Here is a 26,851-nt window from a genome sequence, read left to right as displayed (position 1 = left end):
CCTCGCCATATCAGCTTGCTATGTCGGATTTACACCACGGAGGCGCGACCGGCTGGCCCGGCCGCTATCACACAACGGAGGACGCTGGAACCATGACGGGATACCAGAACAGGGGTGGCTTGCGCGTGGCCGACGCCCTGGACCGGTTCGTGTCGCGCGATATCCTGCCGCAAACAGGCATCGACGCGGAAGCGCTCTGGGCATCCCTGGAATCCATCCTCGTGGACCTGGTGCCGCAGAACCGCGCGCTTCTGGCGGAGCGGGAGCGGCTGCAAACCGCCATCGACGCATGGCACCGGGAGCGTCGGGGCCAGCCGCACGACCCCGCCGCCTATACCGCGTTCCTGCGCGAGATCGGCTACCTGAAGCCGGAACCGCCGGTGGAGGAGGCCCGCGTCACCACGGAAGGCGTCGATCCGGAAATCGCCACCGTCGCCGGGCCGCAGCTCGTCGTGCCGGTGATGAACGCACGCTTTGCCCTCAACGCCGCCAACGCCCGCTGGGGCAGCCTGTACGATGCCCTGTACGGCACCGATGCGCTGCCCGATGCGCCCGCCGCCGCGTCCCGCGCGTATGATCCGAAGCGGGGCGCCGCCGTGATCGCGGAAGCCCGCCGGCGGCTGGACCAGACGGTGCCGCTGAGCCGGGGGTCGCACGCCGACGTCGTGCGCTACACCCTCGCGGGCGGGCAGCTCGCCGCCGTGATGGCGGACGGCACGCGCACCGGTCTGGCCGATCCCAAGGCGTTGGTGGGCTACACCGGCACCCCGGACGACCCGGCCGCCATCCTGCTGCGCCGCCATGGGCTGCACCTTGAGATCGTGATCGACCGCGAACATCCCATCGGCGCGGACGACCCGGCCGGCGTCGCCGACGTGGTTCTGGAATCGGCCATCACGACCATCCAGGACTGCGAGGACAGCATCGCCGCCGTGGATGCCGAGGACAAGGTGGCCGCCTACCGCAACTGGCTCGGCCTCATGAAGGGCACCTTGAGCGCTTCCTTCGACAAGGGAGGGCGCACCGTGGAGCGTCGCCTGAGCGCGGACCGCATCTTCACGGCCGCCGACGGCAGCGGCGAGGTCATCCTGCCCGGCCGCTCCCTGATGCTCATCCGTAATGTCGGCCACCTCATGACCAGCGACGCGGTGCTGCTGCCGGACGGGTCGGAGGCGCCGGAAGGCATCCTGGATGCGCTGTTCACCAGCCTGATTGCGCTGCATGACCTGAAGGGCAACGGCACGTTCCGCAACAGCCGCGCCGGCTCCATCTACATCGTGAAGCCGAAGATGCACGGCCCGGACGAAGTCGCCTTCGCCGACACCCTGTTCGCCCGGGTGGAGGATGCCCTTGGCCTCGCGCGCAACACCATCAAGATGGGCATCATGGACGAGGAGCGGCGGACCACCGTCAACCTGCCCGCCTGCATCGCGGCGGCGCGGTCGCGCGTGGTCTTCATCAACACCGGCTTCCTCGACCGCACCGGGGACGAAATCCATACATCGATGGAGGCCGGCCCGATGATCCGCAAGGCGGACATGAAGGGCACGCCGTGGATCCAGGCCTACGAGGACTGGAACGTCGACGTGGGACTCGCCCTGGGGCTGCCCGGCCGCGCCCAGATCGGCAAGGGCATGTGGGCCATGCCCGACCGCATGGGCGACATGCTGGCGGCCAAGGGCGCGCACCCGAAGGCGGGCGCGAACACGGCCTGGGTGCCCTCCCCCACCGCCGCCACCCTGCACGCCCTGCACTACCACGAAATCGACGTCATGGCCCGGCAGGCGGAGCTGGTCCAGCGCCCGCGCGCCAGCCTTGACGACATCCTGACGCTGCCGCTGGCGGCGGGCGTGAACTGGTCCGAGGACGAAATCCGCCAGGAGCTGGAAAACAACTGCCAGGGCATCCTGGGCTATGTCGTGCGCTGGATCGACCAGGGTATCGGCTGCTCGAAAGTGCCGGACATCAATGACGTCGGTCTGATGGAGGACCGGGCGACCCTGCGCATCTCCAGCCAGCATATCGCCAACTGGCTGCACCATGGTGTCTGCTCGTCGGAGCAGGTTCTGGAGGTGCTGCGCCGCATGGCCGCCGTGGTGGACCGCCAGAACGCGGGCGATCCCGCCTACCAACCGATGGCCCCGGACTTCGACGACAGCGTGGCGTTCCAGGCCGCGCGGGACCTGATCTTCGAGGGCTCGCGCCAGCCCAGCGGCTACACCGAACCGCTGCTGCACCGGCATCGCCGCACCGCCAAGGCGCGCCAGCCGACCCTGGCCGCCTGACGCGCACGACCGGCTCCGTCACCCCGCTGACCTGTGATCGCTGAAAAAGGACTCCGATGATGTTCGAGCATTCCCTGTCCCTCGCCGTGGCCGACGCCATCGCCACCGCCACCCTGGAGAAGGGCCAGTCCGAAGGCTTTCAGCCGCTCACGGTCGCCGTGCTGGACGACGGCGGCCGGCTGAAGGTGCTGAAGCGGGGCGACGGCGCCAGCGTGCTGCGGCCGGAGATCGCCATGGGCAAGGCGTTCGGCGCGCTCACCCTCGGCATGGGGGGCCGCGAACTGGCGCGGCGCTCGCAAAAGATGCCGGGCTTCATGAACGCGCTGTCCGATCTGGCGGGCGGTCTGGCCGTACCGGTTCCGGGGGGCGTGCTGGTCCGCTCGGCAGAGGGCCGAATCCTGGGTGCCGTCGGGGTGACCGGCGATGTGTCCGAAAACGATGAGCTCTGCGCCGTGCACGCCATTGAGGCGGCTGGCCTGAAGGCCGACACCGGCGATCCGGCATAACACCACACGGCACGACCGGCCTTTTTCTGCCGCGCCGCACACCGTGACACCGAACACAAAAAGCCCCGCGTCACGTCGACGCGGGGCTTTGTTGCGTGTCCGCCGAGGCATCACGCCTTGGCTGTCCGGCCCTCGCCGTTCGATCAGGCGCGGGCGAAGCCGTCGAGCACCACCTTGGTGCGGGCCTGAACGGGTTCCATCGCGCTGCGCATGACGGTGTTCGACAGCTCGACCATCTTCTTCGACTGGGCGATCATGGCGTCCCAGTTGTCCTTGACCAGCTTGGTCTGAAGGTTGGTGAAGTCGGCCGGGGTCTTGCAGGCGCCAAGTTGCTTGCCGGCGGCCACCGCACCGTCCATGGACTTGGACGAGAACGCGACGGCTTCCTTGCTGATATCCTCGAACCCTTTGGCCAGGAGCTTGCTGGCGGCGGTCGCGGCGTCGAGGTTGTCCTTGTTGAACGTCATCAGATCTTCGTAAGAGCGGATCATGGCCTTGACCTTTCCTGTCTCTGGGTCGTCCGGTGGGAGCCCCACACCGGCAAGTGCCGGCCCCCAGGTGGATAAGCGCCCGTCCTATGGGCGTTTGTCTGTTTCGTCCGCCGGGCAGTCGCTTCGGAGGTCTTCGGGTTCCGGGCTTTGCTGCACTGCGGTATATCCCTAATCTACGCCGTTTCGCGTCCGTGTCAACGGTATTTTGTGCAGCGCACAATTTTTGGCGCCCAACGCTCCCTATCCGACCCACGGCGGTCGTTTCCCACGGCGCGGGGATGGTGATAGGATCAACGGTGACACGGTGCGGACACACAACCTGCGGACACAAAGCGGGGATAGCACGCATGACGGAACCGGGCGCCGCAAAGGCGGACGCACCCACGTCCGGAGTGGAGACCGGCACCATGGCGGACGATGACGACCCTGCGTTCCTGGCGATGCAGGCGCGCGTTCGGGGAACGAATATCAGTCCGGACACCCTTTTGGCGACCGACTATCTCAACCACTTTAACGAGATCATCATGATGCTCGACATGGTTCCGGATATGCCGGATCTGGTCGAGGACTGCGCGGAATGGCAGCCGAAATCCTACCCGGCGCACTTCGCCGACAGCACGTTCCGGGACAAGGACCTCGCCATCGAGGCCTATGACTACTGTCCCGCGCGCTTCCGCGAGCCGTTCGACGCGACCATCGCGCAAATGGAGGATTTGGCGCTGACGACGGTCTCCGAGATGCAGACGGCCCTGGCCGAGGGCAACACCGACAGCGTGACCCAGACCGCCCGGCTGGCGAGCCGGGCGTTGCAGCGGCTGATGGACATGGCCAGCGCCATCATCCATGGTGCCCAAACGACTATGGATCAGTCCGAAATCGACACCATTCTCGGCCACTAGACGTGTTCTATGGTCGGACCCTGTGTTCCGTCGCCCCGGGGGCATCTCCATGACCGGACCCACCCCGCGCACCCTGGCCCCCACCGTCGTTCCGGGGGAGCCCTGGGCCCGCCCGCCCTTTCCTGCCTGCATCGGCGGACAGCTCACTCTCCGGGGCCAAACGGGGCAATTCCTGGCGGAGCGCCACGGAACGCCGCTGTTCGTGTACGACGCGGCCCGTATAACCGACTCGCTGGGCCGGCTCCGCACGGCGCTGGACCGCCACCATCCGGCCACCCGAATCGCTTTTGCCGCCAAGGCCTGTGGCTTACGCGCGGTGCTCGAGCTGATGCGCGCCGAGGGCGCCGACATCGAAGTCAACTCCGGCGGGGAGTTGGAAAAGGCGCGGCTCGCCGGATTCCACGCGGACCAGATCGTCTTCAACGGCGTCGCCAAGACGGACGCCGAGCTGGCCACGGCCATCGCCGGCGGCGTGGGCGCGATCAACATCGATTCGGTGCACGAGCTGCGGCGCGTCGCCACCCTCGCCCGCGCAATCGGACGGGCGGCCAATGTTGCCCTGCGTCTGGTCCCGGACCTGACCGGCGGCACCGCTCCAGGGCAAGAGACGGGCGGTGCGGCCACGAAGTTCGGCTGCACGCCAGGCGAGCTTCCGGCCCTGGCCGCCGTGCTGAAGGATGCCGGCGCGGACATCACGCTGGTCGGCGTGCACGTCCACGCCGGCTCGCAGATCACGGTCACCGCGACCTTCGCCGCCATCGGCGCCCGTGTGGTGGAGTTGGCACGCCTCGTGGCGCACACGACCGGGCTGCGCGTCCCCAGCGTGAACGTCGGCGGCGGCCTTCCCGTCGGCTATATCGCGGCCCCCGCGCCGGACGCGGTGCCGGCTTACCTGCACGCGGCGATTGACGCCGAGGCCGTGGCCGCCGCGCTGCTGCAGCCGATTCGCGAGGGCCTTGGACCGGATGTCACCGTGATCGTCGAGCCGGGCCGGTCCCTGGTCGCCGACGCGGCGGTTCTGCTGACCCGGGTGGTCAACGCCAAGGCGCGGGAGGGCACCCGCTGGCTGCTGCTCGACGCGGGGTTCAACGTCATGGGCGATCAATTTGCGTACAAGTGGTACTTCCACATGATCAACGCGACTCGCGCCGATCGCCCCCACGACACGCCGTTTCGCGTCGGCGGCCCCCTGTGCGACGGCGGCGACGTGTTTTTCGATGTGGACGGAGAGACGCAGTTCGCGGCCCTGCTCGACGCCGTGCCCGATCTGGCCGACCAGAGCGCGCTGCTGCGGCGCCTGCTTGTGCGCCTGCCCAGCCACCGCGCCCTGCCGGCCACCACGGACGTCGGGGATGTCCTCTGCCTGCTGGACGTCGGCGCCTACGGAGTCGATCAGGTGACGGCCTACAACGGCCGCCCGGCACCGGCCGTCGTCATGCTGGATTCGGCGGGTCGCGACCATGTGATCCGACGCGCCCAAACCGTGGCCGACCTAATGGTGCACGATACCGGCTGGCCGCCCCCCTCTTCCTCAATGTGAGAGCGCACCCCAGACAGCGAAACGCCCGCCGCGCGGGGAAAGCGGGGCGGGCGTTGCTTCGTTGGTATGAACCGTCGCGTGGCTGAAGCGCGGGGTTCGGAGGGTGCTCTTGGCGGGGCAAACCGTGGCTGAAGCGGTAAGTCCCAAAAACGGTACGCTGGATTTCGGATCGGAGGATTAGGCTCTTTGCTGAGGTCCTTGGGCTGAGATCGTCGGCGGTGTTCCGTCCGCCTCTGATGATCCCTTTATGCCACGGCGCATGTGACCGGAGATTTGCCGCGACATGACGCTTTCTTCAGAAAGCGATGTTCAGCGGCACGCCAGGACCCGGACAGCGAAACGCCCGCCACGCGGGGGAAAGCGGGGCGGGCGTTGCTTCGTTGGTATGAACCGTCGCGTGGCTGAAGCGCGGGGTTCGGAGGGTGCTCTTGGCGGGATCGAACCGCGGCTGAAGCGGTAAGTCCCAAAAACAGGACGCTGGCTATCGGGATCGGAGGGTCAGGTTTTTCTTCGCTGAGGTCATCGGCGGTGTTCCGTCCGCCTCTGATGATCCCTTTATGCAGACCTCATGTGACCGGGGATTTGCCACGACATGACGCTTTCGTAAGAATTCAGGGAAGCGGGCCAAACGTCGGGGCACCATCCCTCACTAGGCCGACCGACTCATGCGTCCGCGCGTCCGGCCCACCGAGGAGAGACATGACCATGACCGCCATCAGCCTCATCACCCTTGCCGTGAGCGACATGGCACGCGCCCGCGCGTTCTATGAAGCCTTGGGCTTCCGAGCCACGCCGGACAGCACCGATGCTGTCGCCTTCCTGGACGCGGGCGGAGTCGTCCTCAGTCTGTATGGAAGCGCGGACCTGGCCCACGACACCGGTCTGACGGACCCGCGCCCCGGCGGAATCACCTTGGCCCTCAACGTGGCCACGCCGGAGGCCGTCGCAGCCCGCCTCGCCGAGGTCGTGGCCGCCGGAGCCCGTGTATTGCGGCCGGTTCGGACCATGCCGTGGGGTGGTGTGACCGCCTACTTCGCCGATCCGGAGGGACATCCGTGGGAGATCACGTGGGTAGCCGACTTTCCGCTGACCGCCGACGGCCGCATCCTTCTCGACACGGAACAGGGCAGCACGGCAACGCATGCGTAACCTGGCAGGCGGTACCGTATGCCAAAACCCAAATAGCGAAACGCCCGCCGCGCGGGGAAATGCGGGGCGGGCGTTGCTTCGTTGGTGTGAACCGTCGCGTGGCTGAAGCGCGGGGTTCGGAGGGTGCTCTTGGCGGGACCAAACCGTGGCTGAAGCGGTAGGACCCAAAACGGGACGCTGGATTTCGGATCGGAGGGTCAGGCTCTTTGCTGAGGTCCTTGGGCTGAGATCATCGGCGGTGTTCCGTCCGCCTCTGATGATCCCTTTATGCCACGGCGCATGTGACCGGAGATTTGCCGCGACATGACGCTTTCGTCAGAAAGCGATGTTCAGCGGCACGCCAGGACCCGGACAGCGAAACGCCCGCCGCGCGGGGAAAGCGGGGCGGGCGTTGCTTCGTTGGTGTGAACCGTCGCGTGGCTGAAGCGCGGGGTTCGGAGGGTGCTCTTGGCGGGATCGAACCGTGGCTGAAGCGGTAGGACCCAAAACGGGACGCTGGATTTCGGATCGGAGGGTCAGGCTCTTTGCTGAGGCCCTTGGGCTGAGATCGTCGGCGGTGTTCCGTCCGCCTCTGATGATCCCTTTATGCCACGGCGCATGTGACCGGAGATTTGCCACGACATGACGCTTTCGTAAGAAACTGCGTCGCGTGTCACGGCGCGTCCGCGACCGGCTCTTCACGCGCGTCAGCCTCCCCGTCGATACCGGCACCAGCCGTTCCATCGCCCTCCGGTCCGCACACCACCCGGTCCCGGCCAGCCTGCTTTGCCCGATACAGATTGCGGTCCGCCACCGCCAGGAACGCCGCCAGGGTGTCGTCCTGATCCGGTCGCGCAACGTGGCACCCGACACTGATGGTCACGCCCCGTCGCGTCCCCTCATTCTCCACCACATGCTTGGCGATCGTCTGGCGCAGGACCTCAAGATGCTCCGGCTGATGCACGGCACCCGCGCCGGCGGAGAACGCCACGAATTCCTCACCGCCGTAGCGCCCGACCGTATCCCCGCCGCGCCGAAAATGGGCCGCCATGCGGTCGGCGATGGGCCGCAGGCAGATGTCCCCGAACGCATGTCCCAACTCGTCGTTGACGGCCTTGAAGTGGTCCACGTCGATCATGGCCACGGCGAACGGCAGCCGGTTGCGCTGGCAGACCGCAAACGTCTCCGCCATGCGGTTTTCCAGGAAGCCACGGTTGGGCAGCCCCGTCAGGCCGTCCGTCACGCTGAGCTCACGCAGCTTCGCGTTTGCGGAGTTCAGGCGCGCGTTCAGTCGGCGCAGTTGCCGGACCCACAGTAGCGCCAGAAGAACCAGCACAGCCGAGGCCGCGATCACACCCCAGACGACCCGGCGGTCAACGGTCCGCTCGTACCGCACGCTGACCCAGCGGTCGAGGATCGCCTGCATTTCCGCATCGTCCGAAGTGGCAATCAGTCGGTTCAGAATTGCGGCCAGCGGTTCCAGATCGGCCGACAAAGCGAGCCGGACGGTATGATCCTCGGGGATCTGTCCGGCGATCTTGAACTCCGGCGTGCGCTGGCGGGCGATCAGATAGCCCAGCCGGGGCAAGGATCCGATCGCGGCATCCACGCGGCCATGGCGGAGGGCGTCCAGGCCCGCCTCTTCGGTGTCCACAGACACGACGTTCACATCCCGATAGCGTGCCTCCAGCGTCCAGCGCAGTGGCGAGTACCCGACCACACTCACGGTCTTGCCGGACAGCGAGGCCATACCGCTCATGAACGGCCGGTCCAACAGGGTCGCCGCAACGGTCGGCATGCGCAGATAGGGCCGTGTGGCCAACCAGCCCGACAGCTCCTCCGGCACGCCCACGACGAACGGCAGCAGGTCACAGCGTCCCGCCTCGGCATTGGCCAGGGCCTCCGCGCGACTGTCGGCCGGCACGACCTCCCAGGCGAACCCGACCCGACGCGACAGCACGTGCAGCACATCCCCGGCCACTCCCGCATACGTGCCGCCCTCCCCCGTGCGTTCGAAGGGGTCCACGGCCGCCCCACCGCAGACGCGCACAACACCGCGCTCGGTCAGCCACGCCCGCTCCTCGGGCGAGAGCGGCACCATCGGTGCGCGCTCCACCGCCCGTCTCGGGCCGAGCCAGCGGTTCTCCAGCTCCAACCAGCGCGCCGCCGGGATGGACGCCATCACCCGACCAAACAGACCACGCAGGACCGGCTTGTCCCAGGTCACAGCAAAACGGAGATCCTCGGTGGAGACACCATTCAGCCGGAACTCGCCACCGATCTCGATGGACATCAGCCCCTGCATACGGATCAGCGCCAGACCATGGCTCAGCGAGGCCACGACGGCGTCGACCTCTCCCTCCGCCAGCGCCTGCATCATGTCCACCGTGCGCGGGAACGGCACGACCAAATCCGCCCCAAGGCGGGCTTCCAGGGGCTTCTGGAAGTAGACGGCCCGAGGCACCCCCACGCGCAATCCGTCCAGATCCGACAGATCCTGGTACCGGCCGAAGCCGGCGCGCACAAAGACCGTGACCGGGACCTGATGGTAGGGATCGGTGAACAGGAAGGACCGCGATCGCTCCTCGGTCATCGAGATGTTGGAGATCATGTCGAGTCTGCCGTCGCGCAGCCCCTCCATCAGACGCGGCCATGTATCGAACACCGGATCGATGGTCATGCCGGCGCGTTCGGCGATTTCGCGCGCCACATCGACCGCAAACCCGGCGACCCGGCCATCCTCCAGATAGCTGAACGGCCAATAGTCGGGCATGAACCCGACCCGAACCACCGGACGTTCCGCGATCAACGCCCGCTCCTGCGGCAGCAGGCGCAGCGGCCCCGAGGTCAGCGTCAGCCCCGGCCGGGCCGTGCGCCACCGGTCCACCATGGCGTTGAGTTCGGAATCGGGAATCGCGGCCACTGCTTTGTCCAGGATGTCGCGCAGAACGGGCTCCGTGCGCAGGACACCGAACCGGAAATCCTCCAGCACCAGATCGGTCAATGGCAGCGGACCGGCCACATCCACGGACGAGAACCCGTTTTCCCGGGCAAAGAACCGACCGGTCAGTTCCGGCGCAAGAGCCGCGTCGATCCAGTCGAACGCCAACGCGGCGACGAGGTCGCGGTAGCCGTCATAGGGCACCACGTTGAGGCCGCGCGCGGCCAGATCCTCGGCGTAATAAATATCGCGGATCACACCGACACGCTGGCCGTCGAAGGCCTCGGGATCGGTCAACGGCGGCATGGGGTGGTCCAGGTTGTGGAACACCATAGTTCGGCGGAGGTAGTACGGCTCCGTGAACAGAATGTGTTCGGAGCGGGTCTCGGTGTAGGACATCGCCTCGATGGCGTCCAGGCGGCCCGCCACGACCTCGTTGTAGATCTGAGCCCAGCTTCCCATGCGCACAGTGATGCGCAGGCCGGTCAAGTCCTCGACGCGCCGCACCAGATCGACCGAAAACCCCTGGAATGCGCCGTCGTGAAAAAACGAATAGGGCGCGTTGTCCCCCACCATCCCCATCCGAATCTCCGGATGCGCGGCGATCCACGCCTGTTCCTGCTCCGTCAGCACCAGCGGGGCGGCGACGGTGGTGTCCCGCTGATCCGGATGCGCAAACGCGCCGCCGACCACCCCGACACAGGCCGTAACGCCGATCAGGATGATCAAAACAGTCATGATTACCGCGCGCCATCGGACGGCGGTCGCGTGGACCGCCGCCGGTCGCGCCGTGTAACCGGCGGGGGATGTGGAAACCATGAGCGTTTTTTACACGGTAATTCATGGGCCGTCGCCCCACCATACGGCCAGTCAAGGCCGTTGGCTCACCGCTCCATCCATGGCTTTTGGCAGGGGATCCCTTGGTTCGACCCCGCGCACACCGGGCCTCACACCCGTATTGAAGGACGAACCTTACGCCTTCGCCTTATGCCCGATGCGGGTTTCCGTCCCCGCGATCAGTCGGCGGATGTTGTCGCGGTGGCGCCACCACGCCAGCACCGCGAGCACACCGAAGCCGGTCACATGCACCGGTTCGGCCAGACCCCACGCATAGGCCGGCGCCAGCGCCAGCGCGGTCAGGGCCGCCAGAGAGGAATAGCGGAACAGGACGGCCATCAGCAACCACGTCAGGCAGGCCAATCCGCCCACCGGCCACGCCGTCGCCAGCAGCACGCCGAGCGTGGTCGCGACCCCCTTGCCGCCCTTGAAGCGCAACCAGACCGGATAGTTGTGCCCGATGACGGCGGCGACACCGGCCACCACGGCCAGCGCCGGATCCACCCCGTCCCAGCCGGCCAGGGCACGCGCCCCCAGGGCAGCGATAGCGCCCTTCCCCGAGTCGAGCAGCAGGGTCGCCAGCGCCAGATCCTTGCGCCCGGTGCGCAGAACATTGGTCGCGCCGATGTTGCCGGAGCCGATGGCCCGGATGTCGCCCAGCCCGGCCAGACGGGTCAGCACGAGACCGAAGGGGACCGCGCCCAGCAGATACCCGGCGATGGCGGCCAACGGCAGAGCCAGCGTGAAGTCGGCCATGGCGGAGCCTCCCAGGATCAGCGCGCGGGTTCGGGGAAGACCGTGCGGCCGTCCACCACGGTGCGGATCACCTTGCCCTGCACCAGATGGCCATCGAACGGCGAGTTCTTGGATTTGGAGCGCATGGTGTCGGCCACCACCTTCCACGGCGCCTCCGGATCGAACACCACGAGGTCGGCGGGCGCCCCCGTGCGCAGCCGCCCGGCCTCCAGCCCCAACAGATCGGCGGGCGCGCGGGTGACGCGGTCCAGTGCCTCCAACAGCGACAGCGCGCCGTTCTGCACCAGCTTCAGCGTCACCGGCAGCAGCGTTTCCAGCCCGATGCCGCCGAACTCCGCCAGATTGAACGGCAGGCGTTTGGTATCCTGGTCCTGCGGGCAATGGTCGGACGCGATGACGTCAATGGTGCCGTCCGCCAGCCCCGCGACGATGGCGCGGCGGTCCTCCTCCGCGCGCAGTGGCGGCGACAGCTTGGCGAAGGTGCGGTACTCGCCCACCTCCAACTCGTTGAGCGCAAAGTAAAACGGGGCCGTATCGCAGGTCACGCGCAGGCCCGCCGCCTTGGCCTTGCGGAGGATGGCGACACCCTCGGCGGTGCTGACGTGGGCCGCGTGGTAGCGCGCGCCGGTCATAGCGACCAGCCGCATGTCCCGTTCCAGCATGATGATTTCCGCCTCGCGCGGAATGCCGGAGAGGCCAAGCCGTGTCGCCAACTCGCCGGCGTTCATCGCGCCGGTGGCGAGGCTCGGTTCCTCCGGATGCTGGATCACAAGCAGATCGTGACTGGCGGCATAGGCCAGAAGGCGTCGCATGACCTGGGCGTCGGCGATCGCCTTCACGCCATCGGTGAAGGCCAGCGCGCCAGCCTGCCGCAACAGGCCGATCTCGGCCAACTCCTGCCCCGCCAGCCCCTTGGTGGCGGCGGCGTAGGTGAACACCTTAGCCAGCCCGATCAGGCGGGCGCGGCGGGCGACGAACTCCACGGTCGCCTCGTCGTCGATCACCGGGTTCGTGTTCGGCAGGCCCACCATCGACGTGATGCCGCCGGCCACCGCGGCGCGGCCCGCGCTCTTGAAGCTTTCCTTGTGCTCCTGGCCCGGCTCGCGCAACTGGGCGCGCATATCCACCAAGCCTGGGGCGAGGCAGGCCCCGCCGCAGTCCACGATCTCGGCCCCGACCGGCGGTCCGTCGTCGAACAGGCCGGGCGCGAAGTGGACAATGTGTTCGCCCTCGGTCAGCAGGCCGCCCGGCGCGTCCAGGCCGGAGGCGGGGTCCAGCAGGCGGGCGTTCACATAGGCGACACGGCCCGGCGCTCCGATTCCCATCAGACGCCTCCCCGACCGGCAAACGGCTGGTTGCGGCGGGCGTGGTCCAGGTTGTCCGCCAGTCGCGCCAGAACGGCCATGCGCACGGCCACGCCCATCTCGACCTGCTCCCGAATCACGCTGCGCTCGAAGTCATCGGCGACGTCTGAGTCGATCTCCACGCCGCGGTTCATGGGGCCGGGGTGCATGATGAGCGCGTCCGGCCGCGCCTGGGACAGCTTGTCGCGGTCCAGGCCGTAGAACCGGAAGTACTCGCGCACCGACGGAATGAAGTTGCCGCGCATCCGCTCGGTCTGAAGCCGCAGCATCATCACGATGTCGCAGTCCTTCAGGCCCTCGCGCATGTTGGTAAAGACCTCCACCCCCATGGCGGCGAAGGATCCCGGCGCCAGCGTGTTCGGACCGATCAGCCGGACCTCCGCGCCCATGGTCGTCAGCAGAATGATGTTGGAGCGCGCGACGCGGCTGTGCAGCACGTCGCCACAGATCGCCACGCGTAAGCCGTCGAGCCGCCCCCGGCGGCGGCGGATCGTCAGCGCGTCAAGCAACGCCTGGGTGGGGTGCTCGTGGCTGCCGTCGCCGCCGTTGACGACGGCGCAGTTCACCTTTTCGGCCAGCAGCTTGACCGCCCCCGATTCGGGATGACGCACCACCAGCACATCGGGGTGCATGGCGTTGAGCGTCACCGCCGTGTCGATGAGCGTTTCGCCCTTCGACACCGAGCTGGTCGACACCTGCATGTTTATGACCTCGGCGCCTTGGCGCTTGGCGGCCAGTTCGAACGAGGTGCGGGTGCGGGTCGAGTTCTCGAAGAACAGGTTGATGACCGTGCGGCCCGCCATACCGTCTGTGGCCTTTTCGAGGCCCCGGCAGCGGTCCACCTGCCCATCCGCGAGATCCAAAAGATGTCCGATTTCCGGGGGCGTGAGACCCTGGATGCCGAGGAGATCCCGGTGGGGAAAAAGAGTGTCCTTCATGGTGCGCGGACCATAGCCTCGGGGACCGGCGGCGGCAAGGCTCTCGGGCGCCGCTCGCCTGTCGCGGCGCGCGCAGCCGGCTCTTTTGGGAACCTGACACCCTCCGGCCCAACCCCTACGGGTTTCGCCCCTACCTCTCCAGGCGAACAGAGACATCGGTGTGTGAACCCGGCCCCGGTGTGTGCCCCCGGCCCCAACGTCGGCCTTGTCGGTCCGGCCTTACCGTCCGCCACCGAGCCGGGGACACTCGCTCATAGGCGCCCCGCTTGGGAGGCGCACTGGCCCCAGCCTGCGGCGCGCCCCGACATCTCAAGAGAGCACCGCAGGCTGGCATCGCCGCCTAGTCGAGCACCGTCTCCGAGGCGTCAAAGCCCAGCGTATTTTTACCGGGCCTTGGGCGCCCCGTTCTGAGCACAGCATCATGGGATGGGCGCACCGCTATGGGAGGGCGCCCCCCTTAGCGGTGCGCCACCTGTCGGCCCCCGGTCAGAACGTACTCCTCAACACAGGGGACGGCCGCGCCCATCCGGACCGGTTCGCCGATGGCGAGGCTTGGCAGAAGGGCCTCGCAGGCCTCCGGCGCAGGCATGGCCACGGTGGCCGCGCTGTTCGCTTCAAGAACGAAGGCGCGCAGGCACCCAGCGGCCGCGAAGGGCACCGGCTGGCCGGTCGCAACCGCCTCCAGCGCGCCCTGGCACAGATCCGCCTGCCCCACGTCGGGCGTTTCGGATGTGAAGGTGACCGGGATCCAGCCGGCGTCGGACGTCGGTGCCGGTGCGTCGTTCTGGGCCCAGGCCGAGTTTACCATGCCCCCGGCGCCCAGCGCGAAAGCGAGGGCGGTCACGGCGGCGGTGCGTGTCAACGCGGTGGTGGATCGACGCATGATGTCATCCTCCTTCTGTTGCAGGCTGGTGCAGGAACCGCATCGGGCCTGTTGAGTAAGAGGATGGGGATCAATCCGGCGTTTTCGATGCCCATGATTGGGCATTTCTGTGACGTCCCGAAACGCCGCGAGGGTATCACCGTAACAGTTTGGCCGCCGCGATCGGAACCCGACACACGACGACGAAACCTCAACTTGCGTCTCCGAACAGTCCGCAAGGCCGTTGATTATGGTTTCAAAACGACTGCTCGGCTGCACTTGCCGATCGGGCGACTCACGGGCCTGTTTACCCGACCGCCGCGCCACACGGCCGGGACTCGCGCCCGGACGGGTCAGCCTGATCGGATTATTTTGGCCGCACCCGTCTTACCCTATCAGTCGGCAATCACGTTCTCGACCTGCACCACCTCGTTGGCAATGGCCTCGCGGACCGTCGCCAGCGCGTACTCAAGCTCTTCGATCCGCTCGCGCATGAACCGCATTTCCTCGATCTCAGCCTTGGTCGGCGCGGCACTGGCCCCACCCGCCGCCAACGCCGTGGCGACATAGCGCGCACGCAGCTTCGCCACACGCCGGGCAAGGTCCAGCACCTCGGTCGGATGGACGTCGCCGACATATTTCGCGATGGCCGAGCGGGTCTGCTCCTCCAGCACATGGGCGAGATGGCGGTTGAACTGCTTGGTCGTCAGCCGTCCGGTCGGAAGACTGTCGGACTCGCGCGCACCCGACTCTCGGGACGCGGCGGCTTGGGCGCGGCGTGCCTCACGCAGGCTGGCCAGATCAGCAAACTGGGTCACGGACATGATCGCTCCTCACAGGACGATACAGAATCGTCATTCGGTCAATGCAACGGTCGTGCCTGTCGAATCGGACCGTACAGGGCCACCTTTCGGCCCAAGAAACCTGGACGTCCAACGCGGTCCCGGCAACTCCTGCCCATCGAAGCCCCCCCGACCGGGCAGCTCTTCCCCATCCGCCCCATCCGCGCAGCGCGACCCTCACAACTCCACGCCCCCCCGAGGCGACCGGCGTGATCCAGCTCCTCGCCCGCGCCGTATTTTAGGGCGATGCACCGGCGCGCGTCGAATCGTGCGGGCGGTTGGGGCGCCACGCGGGTCGCGTTGGCGTATCCACCGCCCTCATGACGTGCACCTCGGTCGTTGACACGCCAGGTGCGGCATGAACCGCGCATGGGGCGTGCTGTGACCCGGACCCCGAGGCCGCGCGGGCACCGTCGGTCTCGAAAGCGCGGTTTCGCGTGCCGTCGCGCGGACCTTTGGCGCGACTCCAGAGCCGCTGTCGACCGCCGCGTCACACCCACCCCCCAGTCTGCGCCTTTCGAAGGAGTAGGCGTTCCTTTAAATTTAGTGTATCACAGACACACGCCATGGCCGTGCGCCACAAAGGCACTCGGGTACTGTTGCTGAGTCGCACCGACATGCGGCACTCTAACGGACGGTCGAACCGGACCGACCCGTGGAGAGCAGGATTGGAGCTGAGGGGCAACGCAATGATCGTGAAACAGCGGGACGAAACGGCACTTGTGCACCTATGTGGATCCCTGACTCACGCTGATTTCGAACGATTCAGTGCCGTTCTCGACCAACTGGACCAGTCCGAGCCAGAATGTGTCGTTCTCGACATGACGGACGTAACCTTCATTGATTCCAGCGGCATCGGCATGCTGCTGATGGCCCAGGAACTCACCGAACATCGGGAGGGGCAGTGCCGCCTGCGCGGGGTGGGACCGGCGGCATGGTCGATTCTGGAGCAGGCGCACGTCAGCGACTTGATTGACGTCGAGGGCTGCACGACCACTATGCACCCGAACGGGTCCGCGGCCGCCTAAGGCTCACCGCAGCGCCGCCGCGCCGACACCGCAGACGGCGGCCGGTCGCCCCCCTGCCAAACGTCAGATCGCCCTTTGGCCGAGTTGCCACGGACGGCCAATTCGTGGTCGACTCGCATTCGCGATGCCAGCGTGCCTGTGGGCACCGGGTCGCGATGCAGCGACGCAACAGTCGAAAGAACGATGCTGACCGCCGTTCGGACTCCTTGGACGAACGCAGCCTTGGTATCGTAACAGACGTGTCGTCGAAACCGCCGCCCACCGAGTCTTGAGGGGATTCGGATGCGGGACGGAGGACCGACAGCACACCACGTCGGAGAAAAACGGGCGTCGGCGGGCTCTGAGCCGACGCGAGTTCAGTTGGGGCAAGAGGGTTCAGCCATGGATGCCACCGTTCACCGCATGGACGACCATCGGGAGTCCGACAGCCGCGCCGAGACCACGCATGGCTCCGCGCGCACCAACCACCCGTCCCAATCGCCGTCACAGGCCCGGCGCGTGCGCGCGCGCCTGAATGGTCTGCCGTGCCTTGTCTCGGTGACCGAGGACAGCGTTCTGAGCGGCCAGGTGGCCGTGACTCCCGTGGCGGGGGCGAAGGTCCCTCTGCCGCCGAAAGGCCGGCGCGCCATGCTGGAACTGGTCACCACGCCGGATGAGGCGGTGGGACAGGACCCAATCGAGCCGATCGAAATCACGGTGGCCGATTCCCACCCCCGCACCGGCCGGTTCACGGCCCGGCTTCTGGGCCTGTCCGAGGAACAGTCGCAGCTCCTCAGCCACGTCGTGGCCTGAGGGCTCCGGCCCACCAGACATCACGAAACCGACGGCGGGCGGCGTGCCCCGTGGAAACGCCGCCTGTCGCGCGAACAGACGTCCGCAACGACGTCTGAACGCACACGCGCGACCCGCTTGACCCCGCGCATAATGCGGGTATAGCGTACGTCCGTTGTGCGGCCCTTTGCCGCCGTTTGCGCTGCCGTTTCGGTCGCCGTTTTCGTGGGGTCTTTATGTCAGAGCTTGCGGGTCGCCGCTAAGCGCCTCGCCTCGGCGAGGCGTCTCACCGCATCACACCGGCCGACCGCGCGTTTGCGCGGCGCTGAGGGTGTGTGCGCGTTTGGCGACAGCTCGCACGAGACCCCACCCCATGAATATCTCAAGGACCGAACAGCGCGTGCTGCACGTGCTGGCACAGGGCGGGTGCATCCGCCATGACCGCGACCCGTCCGGGCGCATCGTTCACGTCACCTGCTTCACCCGCGACGGATACGGCTTGGCCGATTGCGACCTGCCGGTGTTCAAGCGACTGAAAGCCCGGCGCCTGATCACGTCCGTCAACGGCCAGCCCTACCGCATCTCGCGGGAGGGACGGCTGGCCGTACGCGCCCAACCGGACAACCGATAACCCGTGATACGGATCGGCCCTTGAGCGGATTCGTCCGTTCAAGGGCCTCCGCCGGGTCACGAAACGTGTACCGGAACCGATGCCGGCGCTATCGCGGCGACCCCTGTTCAGAGCGCCGCGTTGACCAGCACACCCAGGCCGAACAGGACCAGGACCACGCCGGACCCCTTGTTCAGCCAGACAAGCCAGCGCGGCGAAAACCGCGACCGCACCGAGCCTGTGACGGCCGACAGCAGGCCCCACCACGCCGCCGACCCGACAAACACCCCGACGATGAGCAGCCCGGCATCCAGCGACATCGGATTGCTGATCTGCACCGCCGTAATCGAAGCGAACACGGCCATGAAGGCCAGAATGGTGGCGGGGTTGGTCAGCGTAATCAGGAACGTCGACAGAAAGTCGCGCAGGAGGCCGTTGTGCGTCTCCGCCTCCACATTCGTGTCGGAGGGGGCGCGGATCGTGTTCCAGCCCAGGTACAGCAGGAACAGGCCGCCGACCAGGCTGAGCGGGGTCTGATGGTCCGTGAGAAAATCCGTGACCAGAGTCAGCCCCAGCGCCGCCACGGCGCCATAGAACGTGTCCGCAACCGCCGCACCGAGCCCGGCGACGAAGGCGGCCACCCGACCGTCCGCCAGGGCACGCCGGATGCACAACACGCCCACCGGACCAACAGGCGCGGCGATGGCGAACCCGATCACGAGTCCCTTCAAAAGCAACGGGTAATCCATGACCCTGCGGCGGCTGGGAATAGGGAGGGCGGGGTCGCCATCATCGCGGCCGAGGTCGCTCGACGCAAGCGGGGCGGCCCACTGGGCACCGGCGACCGCCTCTGAAAGGCGACCGAACCGCAGGCGCCCGCCCCGCTCAGATCAACGCTCCCCAGATCAACGCCGCCAGAATCAACGCCCCGACGCCGCCTTGCGACCACGCGGCGAACCGGACCCGGTCGTGCCGTCGGTGTCCGCACTCCCGTCCTCGGACGCCTTGGCGGCCTTGGCCTTGGTCTTCGAGGTCGCGCTCTTCCCGGAGCTGGCCGCCTTGGCCGTCTTCCCCGTGGCCTTGGTCGTCGCCTTGCCCGTGGCCTTCCCCTTAGCGGCGGCACCGCCGGAGCTCCCCTCGACGGCCCCGGTGCCCTGCGCCTTGGCCGCGTCCTTCTCGGCCTTCAGGCGGATCAGTTCGATGGCCCTCTCCAGCGTGAGCCCCTCGATATTCTCCCGGTCGGCCTTGAGCAGGGAGGCCCGCGCCTTGCCGTGCTCGACATAGGGACCGAACCGCCCGTCCTTCAGCGTCACCGGCTTGCCATCCGACGGATGGTCGCCCAACGACCGCGCCGCCATCCGCGTGCGCCCGCCGCTCTGCTGCGCCAGCAGATCCACGGCACGGTTCAGACCGATCGTCAGCACCAGAAGCGGATCGTCGTCCTTCGGCAGGGACTTATAGACGTCGCCATGCTTCAGGTACGGCCCGAATCGACCGAGGCCCGCCTGAATCATGGTGCCATCGTCCGGGTGCACATCCACGTCGCGCGGCAACGCGAGCAGCCCCAGTGCCACCTGAAGGTCCACGCGGTCCGCGTCCAGGCCGCGTGGCAACGAGGCGCGAGGCGGTTTCGGCCCCATCTTCGGCTTGCCGGCCTTGGTCTCGCCGATCTGCTCCTGCTCACCCAACTGGACATAGAGGCCGTAGGGCCCCTTGCGCAGGGTCACGGCCTTGCCGGTTTCGGGATCCGTGCCCAGCAGGCGCGGCCCGGCCGCGAGATCGTCCGCGCCGCCATCGTCCTCGTTCGTCGCGACAAGCTGGCGGGTAAAGCGGCACGTCGGATAGTTCGAACAGCCGACGAAGGCCCCGAACTTACCCAGACGCAACCCCAGACGCCCCTCGCCGCAGCTCGGGCAGGCGCGCGGATCCGGACCGGATTCGTCCTCCGGCGGCGGGAACAGGTGCGGCCCCAACTCGGCGTCGAGGGCGTCCAGAACCTCCGAGACGCGCAGCCCCTGGATCTCGTCCACCGTGCTCTTGAACTCGCTCCAGAACTCGCGCAGCACCGCCCGGTAGTTCAGCGACCCCGCCGAAATCTCGTCGAGCTTGTTCTCCAGATCGGCCGTGAACGAGTACTCGACGTAGCGGGCGAAAAAGTTCTCCAGGAACGCCGTCACGATCCGGCCCCGGTCCTCCGGCACAAACCGGCGGCTGTCCAGCCGCACATAGTCGCGGTCCTGAAGCACGGACAGAACGCTGGCGTAGGTGGACGGCCGGCCGATGCCCAGCTCTTCCATCTTTTTGACCAGACTGGCCTCGGAATACCGCGGCGGCGGCTGGGTGAAGTGCTGGTTTGATCGCACCTCGCGGCGATCCACCGCGTCGCCCTCCGTCAGCGGGGGCAGAATGCGGTTGGACTCGTCGTCGCTGTCGCCGCCCGCGTCCCCGATGTCGTCGCGGCCTTCGTGATAGACTTTCAGGAAACCGTCGAAGGTGATGACCGACCCGGTCGCGCGCAGCGTCGCCGCGCCGTTTGCCGCCGTCAGATCAACCGCCACCTGATCCAGTTCGGCGCTGGCCATCTGGCTCGCGATGGTGCGCTTCCAGACCAGTTCATAGAGCGCGAGCTGTTCCTTGCTGACATAGGGCGCCACCATGGCCGGCGTCCGGCCCGGGTCGGTCGGGCGGATGGCCTCGTGCGCTTCCTGGGCGTTCTTCGCCTTGGTCTTGTAGACGCGGGGGCTGTCCGGCACGTAGCGGGCGCCGAACTCCCGTTCCACGGTGGCGCGGGCGCCCTGGATCGCCTCCGGCGCCATCTGGACGCCATCCGTCCGCATATAGGTGATGAGGCCGACGGTCTCGCCACCAAGGGCGATGCCCTCATACAGACGCTGCGCCACGCTCATGGTGCGCGACGCGGAGAAATAGAGCTTGCGCGACGCCTCCTGCTGCAAGGTCGAGGTCGTGAACGGCGGCGCCGGATTGCGGCGAGCCGTCTTGCGCTCGACTTTGCCGACCGAGAACGTCGTCCCCTCGATGGCCGCGACGGCGGTCTGGGCGGCGGCGGCGTCCGGCAGGTCGAACTTGTCCAGCTTGGCGCCGTTCAGGTGAGTCAGGCGCGCGGTGAAGGGCTGACCGCCGGCGGCGGCCGTGGTGGCCATCAACGCCTCGACGGACCAGTATTCACGCTCCTTGAAGCGCTCGATCTCCGCTTCGCGCTCGCAGATCAGGCGCAGGGCCACCGACTGCACGCGCCCGGCCGAGCGGCTGCCCGGCAGCTTGCGCCACAGCACTGGCGACAACGTAAAGCCCACCAGATAGTCCAGCGCACGACGCGCCAGATAAGCCTCGACCAACTCCTGATGCAGGTCGCGCGGCGCCGCCATGGCGTTCGTGACAGCCGCCTTGGTGATGGCGTTGAACGTGATGCGGTGCACGGGCTTGTCGCCCAGCACCTTGCGCCCGGCCAGCACGTCGCGGACGTGCCACGAGATGGCCTCCCCCTCGCGGTCGGGGTCAGTGGCGAGATACACGGCGTCGGCCTTGCGCACCGCCTCGGTGATCTCGCGGACGTGCTTTTCGGACTTCGGACCGATCTCCCATTTCATGGAGAAGTCCTGGTCCGGATCAACGGCCCCGTCCTTGGCGACAAGATCACGCACGTGGCCAAACGACGCCAGCACCGTGAAGTCGTCTCCAAGGTACTTGTTGATCGTCTTAGCCTTGGCCGGGGATTCAACAACGACAACGCGCATGGGCGACGACAGCCTTTCGTCCTATCCGGTTGCGCCTCGCCGGCCGGCAGGTCGCCGTCCAGTCAAGGCCCCGTCACGAGCGCGACACGGCCGCCCGGCAACCGCTCTAGGCGGCCCGCCAGTTCCAGCTCAAGCAGCACGATCGCAACGACGGATACGGACAATTGGCAGCCGCGGATGATTTCGTCAACCGTCACCGGAGCCGGCCCCAGGGCTTCCAACACATCCGCGCGGGCCCTATCCAGTTCGCGGTCGGAGGGCACGGGGGCAGCGGCCGGCCTGAAATCCGCCGGGTCCGGCTCCCTCAGTGGCGCCCTCAGAAGGTCCGCGAGCCCCTGCAATACGTCATCTGCAGATTCTGTCAGGGTGGCACCGTCGCGCAACAGTCGGTTCGGTCCGGCGGCCCGGCCGTCCAGCGGCGAGCCCGGAACGGCGAACACCTCGCGTCCCTGCTCTCCCGCCAGCCGCGCCGTGATGAGCGAGCCCGAGCGCGCGGCGGCCTCCACCACCACAACGCCAAGCGATATCCCGGAAATGATTCGATTGCGGCGCGGAAAATGTCGCGCCTGCGGCGCTTCACCGAGCGGCATCTCCGAGACGATGACGCCTTGGTCCTCCAGGGCCGCATAAAGGCTATCGTTCTCCGGCGGATAGATCACGTCCACACCGCCCGCCAGCACCGCCACGGTCCCACCGGCCCCCGCCGCCGCCAGCGCCCCCTGATGGGCCGCCGTGTCGATGCCCCGCGCCATCCCGGAGACCACCAGCAGATCGGCCCGTGCCAGATCCTGGGCCATGCGATGGGCCAGCTTGCGCCCGTTCAGCGAGGCATTGCGGGCGCCGACGATGGCGACCCCGCGCAGGTCGAGCAGCGCCGCATGCCCCCGGGCGAACAGCAGCGGCGGGCTGTCCTCCACGGCGGCCAGGGCGGCGGGATAGCGGGCCTCGCCCTGTGCCAGCACGGCCACGCCGGCCCGGTCGAGCGCCGCCAACTCACGCTCGGCGACGCCCCGGGGACACACCCGCAGGGGCTTGCCACGCCCCCCGCGCCGCGCCAGCGCGGGCAACGCCTCCAGGGCAGCGGCGGCTGTTCCGTATTGGCGCAGCAGTCTGTGAAACGTGATCGGCCCGACGTTCTCGCTACGGATCAGACGCAGCCAGTCCAGGCGCTCCGCCGGGCCCAAATCCACACGCGAAACCACAGCTTCATGAATCATACGTGCATAATGACGGCGACACACGCAAAGAGCAAAGCGTTTTTCGGACCGGGCATACCGCCTCCGCTCCGGACGGGGAAGCGCAGCACGATCCGACGGCCTATGTAATGGTGTTCATGCCGGAGCGGGCGCGGGCACGCCCCGTTTGGAGCGGTGCCGCCCCCCCATATGTTGGAGCCCCTTTTGTTGGAGACGGAGAACAGCATGCGACGGGAAGACCAGCGCGGAGCGGGGCGCCGGACCACCCTTCACACACCACACCTCGTGCCGCTGGTGGTTCTGACAACCGGGCTGCTGATGACGAGTGCTTCGCCCGGCCGAGCCGAACCGGCGGACACCGCCGCCCCTCCCGATGCCACCCTGACCCTGACCATCACCCACGTCGCCAACGCGGACGGCACCATCTACGTCGCCGTCTATGACGATCCCGCCACATTTCTGGATACCGAGCAGAAACGCGTGGGCGCCAAGACCCCCGCACAGGCCGGGGCGGTCGAGATCACCATCCCGGACCTGCCGCCCGGCCGCTATGCCGTGGCCATGTATCATGACGAGGATGACAACGGCGCGTTCGACACCGGGCTGTTCGGCATCCCGCTGGAGGGGTTCGGCTTCACCCGCGACCCGTCCGTGATTCCGGAGCGCCCCAGCTTCGACGACGCCGCGATCACGGTGACCGCGCCGGAAACGCTGGCAACCCTGCGCATGCGGTATTCGCTTTGAGCCGCCCCGGGAGACTCTGGGCGCCCGCCTACCGGCGCGCCCGGAAAAACGACCGCAGCAGGGCGGCGGCGGCGGTCTCCCGCACACCGCCCACCACCTCCGGCCGGTGGTGGCAGGTGGTGCGCTCGAACACGCGGGCGCCGTGCTCGACTCCGCCGCCTTTCGGATCGTAAGCGCCGAAGATCAGCCGGTCCACGCGCGCCAGCGCGATGGCCTGGGCGCACATGGCGCAGGGTTCCAGGGTGACGACCAGGGTGCAGCCAACCAGCCGCGGCGTGCGCAATGCCGTGGCGGCCGCGCGCAGGACGAGCATTTCCGCATGTGCGGTCGGATCGGAGTCCGTCTCGACCCGATTGGCCGCCCGCGCCAGAACCTGCCCGTCGGCGTCTAGCAGAACCGCCCCCACCGGCACCTCGCCCGCCTGCCCGGCCGCGTCGGCCGCCGCCAGAGCCGCTTCCATGGCCGCCCCTATTGTCGAGGCCACGGCATTACCGGATGCCCCACCCCGCCCATCACCCGGCCCGGTCATTGATTGATTCCATCGATCAAAGTGGTCGAAATATTCCGCTTTATCACGCGATCGCACGGCGCCATGCTGCATCGCATCGCAACCGCCGCACAGAGGAGACTTTTCCATGCGTGTTCCCAACACCACCTTCAAGACCCGCGTCCGCAACGAGGCCCTGGGTGGCCCGAACCCGTTCGAGTGGAAGGACCTGCCCTCGGCCGAGCTGTTCGGCGGACGGAAGGTGGTCGTGTTTGCCCTGCCGGGCGCGTTCACCCCGACCTGCTCCACCAGCCACCTGCCCCGCTATGAGGAACTGTACGACGAGTTCCGCGCCCTGGGCGTGGACGCCGTGGTCTGCCTGTCGGTCAACGATGCCTTCGTGATGTTCCAGTGGGGCAAAAGCCAGGGCGCGCAGAATGTCTTCCTGCTGCCGGACGGCAACGGCGAATTCACACGCAAGATGGGCATGCTGGTGGACAAGTCCAATCTGGGCTTCGGCATGCGCTCCTGGCGCTATTCCATGTACGTCGAGGACGGCGAGATCCAGAAGATGTTCGTCGAGCCCGGCCACGACGACAACTGTCCGGTCGACCCGTTCGAGGTGTCCGACGCCGACACCATGCTGACTTGGCTGAAGGGCCGCGCAGCCGACAAGGCCGCCGCGTAGTCGCGGCCCCGCCCATGCGGGCGGGCAGCGCATTCGGGGGGCGTCCGCGCGGCGGGCGCCCTTTTTTTTTCCGCGCGTCCCTTTTTTTGAAGCACGGGGAGACGCGGCTTGTCATGATATAAAGATATCTTTATATGTAGATGCAGAGAGGCGACCAACATGGCCGCCTCGCAACGAACCGCGAAGGCTCCGTGTATGATCGCGACCATGGATCAGGTTCTGGCCGGGCTGCGCGCCGCCGGGGAGGAAACGCGGCTGCGGCTTCTGGCCCTGTGCGCGCGGGGGGAACTGACCGTAACCGACATGGTCTCGATCCTGGGCCTCAGCCAGCCGCGCGTCTCGCGTCACCTGAAGGTGATGTGCGACTCCGGCCTGCTGGAGCGGGTACGCGAAGGCACCTGGGTGTTCTACCGCCTCGCCGCGCACGGCCCCGGCCGCACCGTGGCGCGGGCCATCGTGGACCTTCTGCCGGAGGGCGACCCCGTGGCCGCGCGGGACCGTGAACGCCACAACGAGATTCTGCGGGTCCGGGCGGAGGCCGCCCAGGCCTACTTCCGAGCCAACGCCGACCAGTGGGACGACCTGCGCCGCCTGCACGCGGACGAACGCCGGGTGGAAGAATCCCTGCTGCACCTTCTGCCGCCGGAAACCGTGCGGGATCTGCTGGACGTGGGCACCGGCACCGGCCGGATGCTGGCGCTGTACGCGCCCCACATCCGCGAAGGCCTGGGCCTGGACCTGTCCCGCGAGATGCTGGCGGTGGCCCGGGCTAACCTGGATGAGGTGGGCGCCACCCATTGTCAGGCGCGCCTCGGCGACCTGTACCACCTGCCCTGCGAGGACGCCAGCCGCGACGCCGTGACCGTCCATCAGGTTCTGCACTATGTGGAGCGCCCGTCGGACGCCGTGCGGGAATGCGCCCGCGTCCTGCGCCCGGGTGGGCGTCTCGTCATCGTGGATTTCGCGCCCCACGACCTGGAAGACCTGCGCGAACGCCATCAACACCGCCGCCTCGGGTTCGCCCATGAGGAGGTCTCCGCCTGGTGCTCCGCCGCCGACCTGGACGTGGTCGATATCGTCGACCTGCCGGGCGGCGCGCTCACCGTGACTCTGTGGCTGGCCCGCCGTCCTCTGGAGGCCGCCGCCGAGCCCCGCACCGATCCCAGTGACGACTCCCGCGAGAAGGAGCACGCCGCGTGACCCTCGACCCCACCACCGCCGCCCGACCGGCCCTGACCTTACCGCTGTGCAACCACCTGCCCGACGACGTGAAGGTCTCGTTCGAGTTCTTTCCGCCCAAAACGGATAAGATGGCCGAAAGCCTGTGGGCCGCCGTCAAACGGCTGGAGCCGCTGGACCCGGCGTTCGTGTCGGTGACCTATGGCGCCGGCGGCTCGACGCGGGAGCGGACGCACGAGACCGTAACCCGCATTGCCCGTGAAACGGCCCTGAAGCCGGCCGCGCATCTGACCTGCGTCGACGCTACCCGCGAGGAGGTGGATACGGTGGCCCGGCAGTACTGGGACGCCGGAATCCGCCACATCGTCGCCCTGCGCGGGGACGCCCCGGACAGCGACGGCGTCTATCGGCCGACCCCGGGCGGCTACGCCTTCGCCGCCGATCTGGTGGCGGGCCTGAAGAAAGTCGCGGACTTCGAAGTCAGCGTCGCCGCCTATCCGGAGCCGCATCCGGAGGCGTCCAGCGCCGAGGCGGACCTCGACAACCTGAAGCGCAAGGTCGACGCGGGCGCCACCCGCGCCATCACCCAGTTCTTCTTCGATGTCGACGTGTTCAACCGCTTCCGCGACCGCGCCGCCGCCGCCGGCATCACGGTGCCGATCGTGCCGGGCATCCTGCCGGTAAGCAACTTCACCACCGTGACGAAGTTCGCCGGCATGTGCGGCGCCAGCATCCCGCAGTGGATGGCCGAAACCTTCGACGGTCTCGACGACGACGCGGAAACGCGCAAAATGGTCGCGGCCATGGTGGCCGCCCAGCAGTGCCGAGGCCTGGCGGCGGCGGGCGCCGACCAGTTCCATTTCTACACCCTGAACCGCGCGGACCTGACCTATGCCATCTGTCATGTGCTGGGGGTACGGCCGCCGATGCCCGTGCCCTCCCCCGCGATGGCCGAGGCCTGACGGGGCCGAGGCGCAACCGACATTCCCATCCCGAGCGCCCGC

Annotated in this window: 23 protein-coding genes; 12 read left to right on the top strand and 11 right to left on the bottom strand. The window is 67.7% G+C overall.

Annotated features, from left to right (window positions below; genetic code table 11):
• Window positions 1–92: 92 nt before the first annotated feature.
• Entirely contained in the window at window positions 93–2,285 is a 2,193-nt protein-coding gene (locus tag GGD82_RS07940) for a malate synthase G (RefSeq protein WP_150063962.1), read from the top strand.
• A 59-nt stretch (window positions 2,286–2,344) separates the two neighbouring features.
• Window positions 2,345–2,791 (top strand): GlcG/HbpS family heme-binding protein, encoded by a 447-nt coding sequence (locus GGD82_RS07935; protein ID WP_150063997.1) that lies wholly within the window; start codon window positions 2,345–2,347, stop codon window positions 2,789–2,791.
• A gap of 143 nt (window positions 2,792–2,934) precedes the next feature.
• On the opposite strand, the gene GGD82_RS07930 is transcribed toward GGD82_RS07935, so the two are convergent.
• Window positions 2,935–3,282: a phasin family protein gene (locus GGD82_RS07930; RefSeq protein ID WP_150063961.1), complete on the bottom strand. Its 348-nt coding sequence runs from the start codon at window positions 3,280–3,282 to the stop codon at window positions 2,935–2,937.
• A 407-nt stretch (window positions 3,283–3,689) separates the two neighbouring features.
• On the opposite strand from GGD82_RS07930, the gene GGD82_RS07925 reads away from it, so the two are divergent.
• The 3 genes from GGD82_RS07925 to GGD82_RS07915 all read left to right on the top strand — a co-directional run bounded on the left by GGD82_RS07925 (window position 3,690) and on the right by GGD82_RS07915 (window position 6,870).
• Window positions 3,690–4,181: a hypothetical protein gene (locus tag GGD82_RS07925; RefSeq protein WP_150063996.1), complete on the top strand. Its 492-nt coding sequence runs from the start codon at window positions 3,690–3,692 to the stop codon at window positions 4,179–4,181.
• 49 nt (window positions 4,182–4,230) lie between these two features.
• Window positions 4,231–5,721: a diaminopimelate decarboxylase family protein gene (locus tag GGD82_RS07920; RefSeq protein ID WP_170284463.1), complete on the top strand. Its 1,491-nt coding sequence runs from the start codon at window positions 4,231–4,233 to the stop codon at window positions 5,719–5,721.
• 705 nt (window positions 5,722–6,426) lie between these two features.
• Window positions 6,427–6,870 (top strand): VOC family protein, encoded by a 444-nt coding sequence (locus GGD82_RS07915; protein WP_150062244.1) that lies wholly within the window; start codon window positions 6,427–6,429, stop codon window positions 6,868–6,870.
• 652 nt (window positions 6,871–7,522) lie between these two features.
• Here GGD82_RS07915 and GGD82_RS07910 read toward each other — a convergent pair.
• From GGD82_RS07910 to GGD82_RS07885, 6 genes are all read right to left on the bottom strand, one after another.
• Window positions 7,523–10,528: a transporter substrate-binding domain-containing diguanylate cyclase gene (locus GGD82_RS07910; protein WP_170284265.1), complete on the bottom strand. Its 3,006-nt coding sequence runs from the start codon at window positions 10,526–10,528 to the stop codon at window positions 7,523–7,525.
• 234 nt (window positions 10,529–10,762) lie between these two features.
• Complete coding sequence (plsY, locus tag GGD82_RS07905; RefSeq protein ID WP_150062224.1) at window positions 10,763–11,383, bottom strand: glycerol-3-phosphate 1-O-acyltransferase PlsY; 621 nt, start codon at window positions 11,381–11,383, stop codon at window positions 10,763–10,765.
• Between the two features lie 17 nt (window positions 11,384–11,400).
• Window positions 11,401–12,708 carry a dihydroorotase gene (pyrC, locus tag GGD82_RS07900; protein ID WP_150062223.1) on the bottom strand — a complete coding sequence of 436 codons (1,308 nt, stop codon included), beginning with the start codon at window positions 12,706–12,708 and terminating at the stop codon, window positions 11,401–11,403.
• Window positions 12,708–13,685 (bottom strand): aspartate carbamoyltransferase catalytic subunit, encoded by a 978-nt coding sequence (locus GGD82_RS07895; RefSeq protein WP_150062222.1) that lies wholly within the window; start codon window positions 13,683–13,685, stop codon window positions 12,708–12,710. Before GGD82_RS07895 ends, pyrC begins: the two co-directional genes overlap by 1 nt.
• A 457-nt stretch (window positions 13,686–14,142) precedes the next feature.
• Window positions 14,143–14,568: a hypothetical protein gene (locus GGD82_RS07890; protein ID WP_150062221.1), complete on the bottom strand. Its 426-nt coding sequence runs from the start codon at window positions 14,566–14,568 to the stop codon at window positions 14,143–14,145.
• Window positions 14,569–14,942: 374 nt separating this feature from the next.
• On the bottom strand, window positions 14,943–15,365 hold the full coding sequence (locus GGD82_RS07885; protein ID WP_184013250.1) for a hypothetical protein: 423 nt from the start codon (window positions 15,363–15,365) through the stop codon (window positions 14,943–14,945).
• 713 nt (window positions 15,366–16,078) lie between these two features.
• On the opposite strand from GGD82_RS07885, the gene GGD82_RS07880 reads away from it, so the two are divergent.
• From GGD82_RS07880 to GGD82_RS07870, 3 genes are all read left to right on the top strand, one after another.
• Entirely contained in the window at window positions 16,079–16,417 is a 339-nt protein-coding gene (locus tag GGD82_RS07880) for an STAS domain-containing protein (RefSeq protein ID WP_170284264.1), read from the top strand.
• A gap of 381 nt (window positions 16,418–16,798) precedes the next feature.
• On the top strand, window positions 16,799–17,209 hold the full coding sequence (locus GGD82_RS07875; protein ID WP_150062218.1) for a hypothetical protein: 411 nt from the start codon (window positions 16,799–16,801) through the stop codon (window positions 17,207–17,209).
• A 352-nt stretch (window positions 17,210–17,561) separates the two neighbouring features.
• Window positions 17,562–17,819 carry a YjhX family toxin gene (locus GGD82_RS07870; RefSeq protein WP_150062217.1) on the top strand — a complete coding sequence of 86 codons (258 nt, stop codon included), beginning with the start codon at window positions 17,562–17,564 and terminating at the stop codon, window positions 17,817–17,819.
• A gap of 107 nt (window positions 17,820–17,926) precedes the next feature.
• Here GGD82_RS07870 and GGD82_RS07865 read toward each other — a convergent pair whose 3' ends face one another.
• The 3 genes from GGD82_RS07865 to dprA all read right to left on the bottom strand — a co-directional run bounded on the left by GGD82_RS07865 (window position 17,927) and on the right by dprA (window position 22,770).
• Window positions 17,927–18,547: a LysE family translocator gene (locus GGD82_RS07865; protein WP_150062216.1), complete on the bottom strand. Its 621-nt coding sequence runs from the start codon at window positions 18,545–18,547 to the stop codon at window positions 17,927–17,929.
• A 171-nt stretch (window positions 18,548–18,718) separates the two neighbouring features.
• On the bottom strand, window positions 18,719–21,553 hold the full coding sequence (topA, locus tag GGD82_RS07860) for a type I DNA topoisomerase (protein ID WP_150062215.1): 2,835 nt from the start codon (window positions 21,551–21,553) through the stop codon (window positions 18,719–18,721).
• A 62-nt stretch (window positions 21,554–21,615) separates the two neighbouring features.
• Window positions 21,616–22,770, bottom strand: coding sequence for a DNA-processing protein DprA (dprA, locus tag GGD82_RS07855; protein ID WP_150062214.1), 1,155 nt, complete (start codon window positions 22,768–22,770; stop codon window positions 21,616–21,618).
• A 204-nt stretch (window positions 22,771–22,974) separates the two neighbouring features.
• Between dprA and GGD82_RS07850 the strand changes: the two genes are divergently transcribed.
• Window positions 22,975–23,493, top strand: a complete 519-nt coding sequence (locus GGD82_RS07850) for a DUF2141 domain-containing protein (RefSeq protein ID WP_170284263.1) — start codon at window positions 22,975–22,977, stop codon at window positions 23,491–23,493.
• 28 nt (window positions 23,494–23,521) lie between these two features.
• Here GGD82_RS07850 and GGD82_RS07845 read toward each other — a convergent pair whose 3' ends face one another.
• A complete protein-coding gene (locus GGD82_RS07845) occupies window positions 23,522–23,953 on the bottom strand; it encodes a nucleoside deaminase (RefSeq protein ID WP_150062212.1) in 432 nt (143 codons plus the stop codon).
• A 175-nt stretch (window positions 23,954–24,128) separates the two neighbouring features.
• Here GGD82_RS07845 and GGD82_RS07840 point away from each other — a divergent pair, with 175 nt between their 5' ends.
• The 3 genes from GGD82_RS07840 (at window position 24,129) to metF (ending at window position 26,809) form a co-directional block, all read left to right on the top strand.
• On the top strand, window positions 24,129–24,668 hold the full coding sequence (locus tag GGD82_RS07840) for a peroxiredoxin (RefSeq protein ID WP_150062211.1): 540 nt from the start codon (window positions 24,129–24,131) through the stop codon (window positions 24,666–24,668).
• A gap of 195 nt (window positions 24,669–24,863) precedes the next feature.
• A complete protein-coding gene (locus tag GGD82_RS07835) occupies window positions 24,864–25,868 on the top strand; it encodes an ArsR/SmtB family transcription factor (RefSeq protein ID WP_246163838.1) in 1,005 nt (334 codons plus the stop codon).
• A gap of 44 nt (window positions 25,869–25,912) precedes the next feature.
• The gene (metF, locus tag GGD82_RS07830) at window positions 25,913–26,809 is read left to right on the top strand and encodes a methylenetetrahydrofolate reductase (protein ID WP_425468506.1); all 897 of its coding nucleotides are present in this window, start codon (window positions 25,913–25,915) and stop codon (window positions 26,807–26,809) included.
• Window positions 26,810–26,851: the final 42 nt, after the last annotated feature.

Origin of the sequence: Roseospira marina, from assembly GCF_014197855.1 — a bacterium.
Lineage (GTDB): Bacteria > Pseudomonadota > Alphaproteobacteria > Rhodospirillales > Rhodospirillaceae > Rhodospira > Rhodospira marina.
Note: the sequence above shows the minus strand (reverse complement) of the source record. Positions and strands in the feature narration are given on the sequence as shown.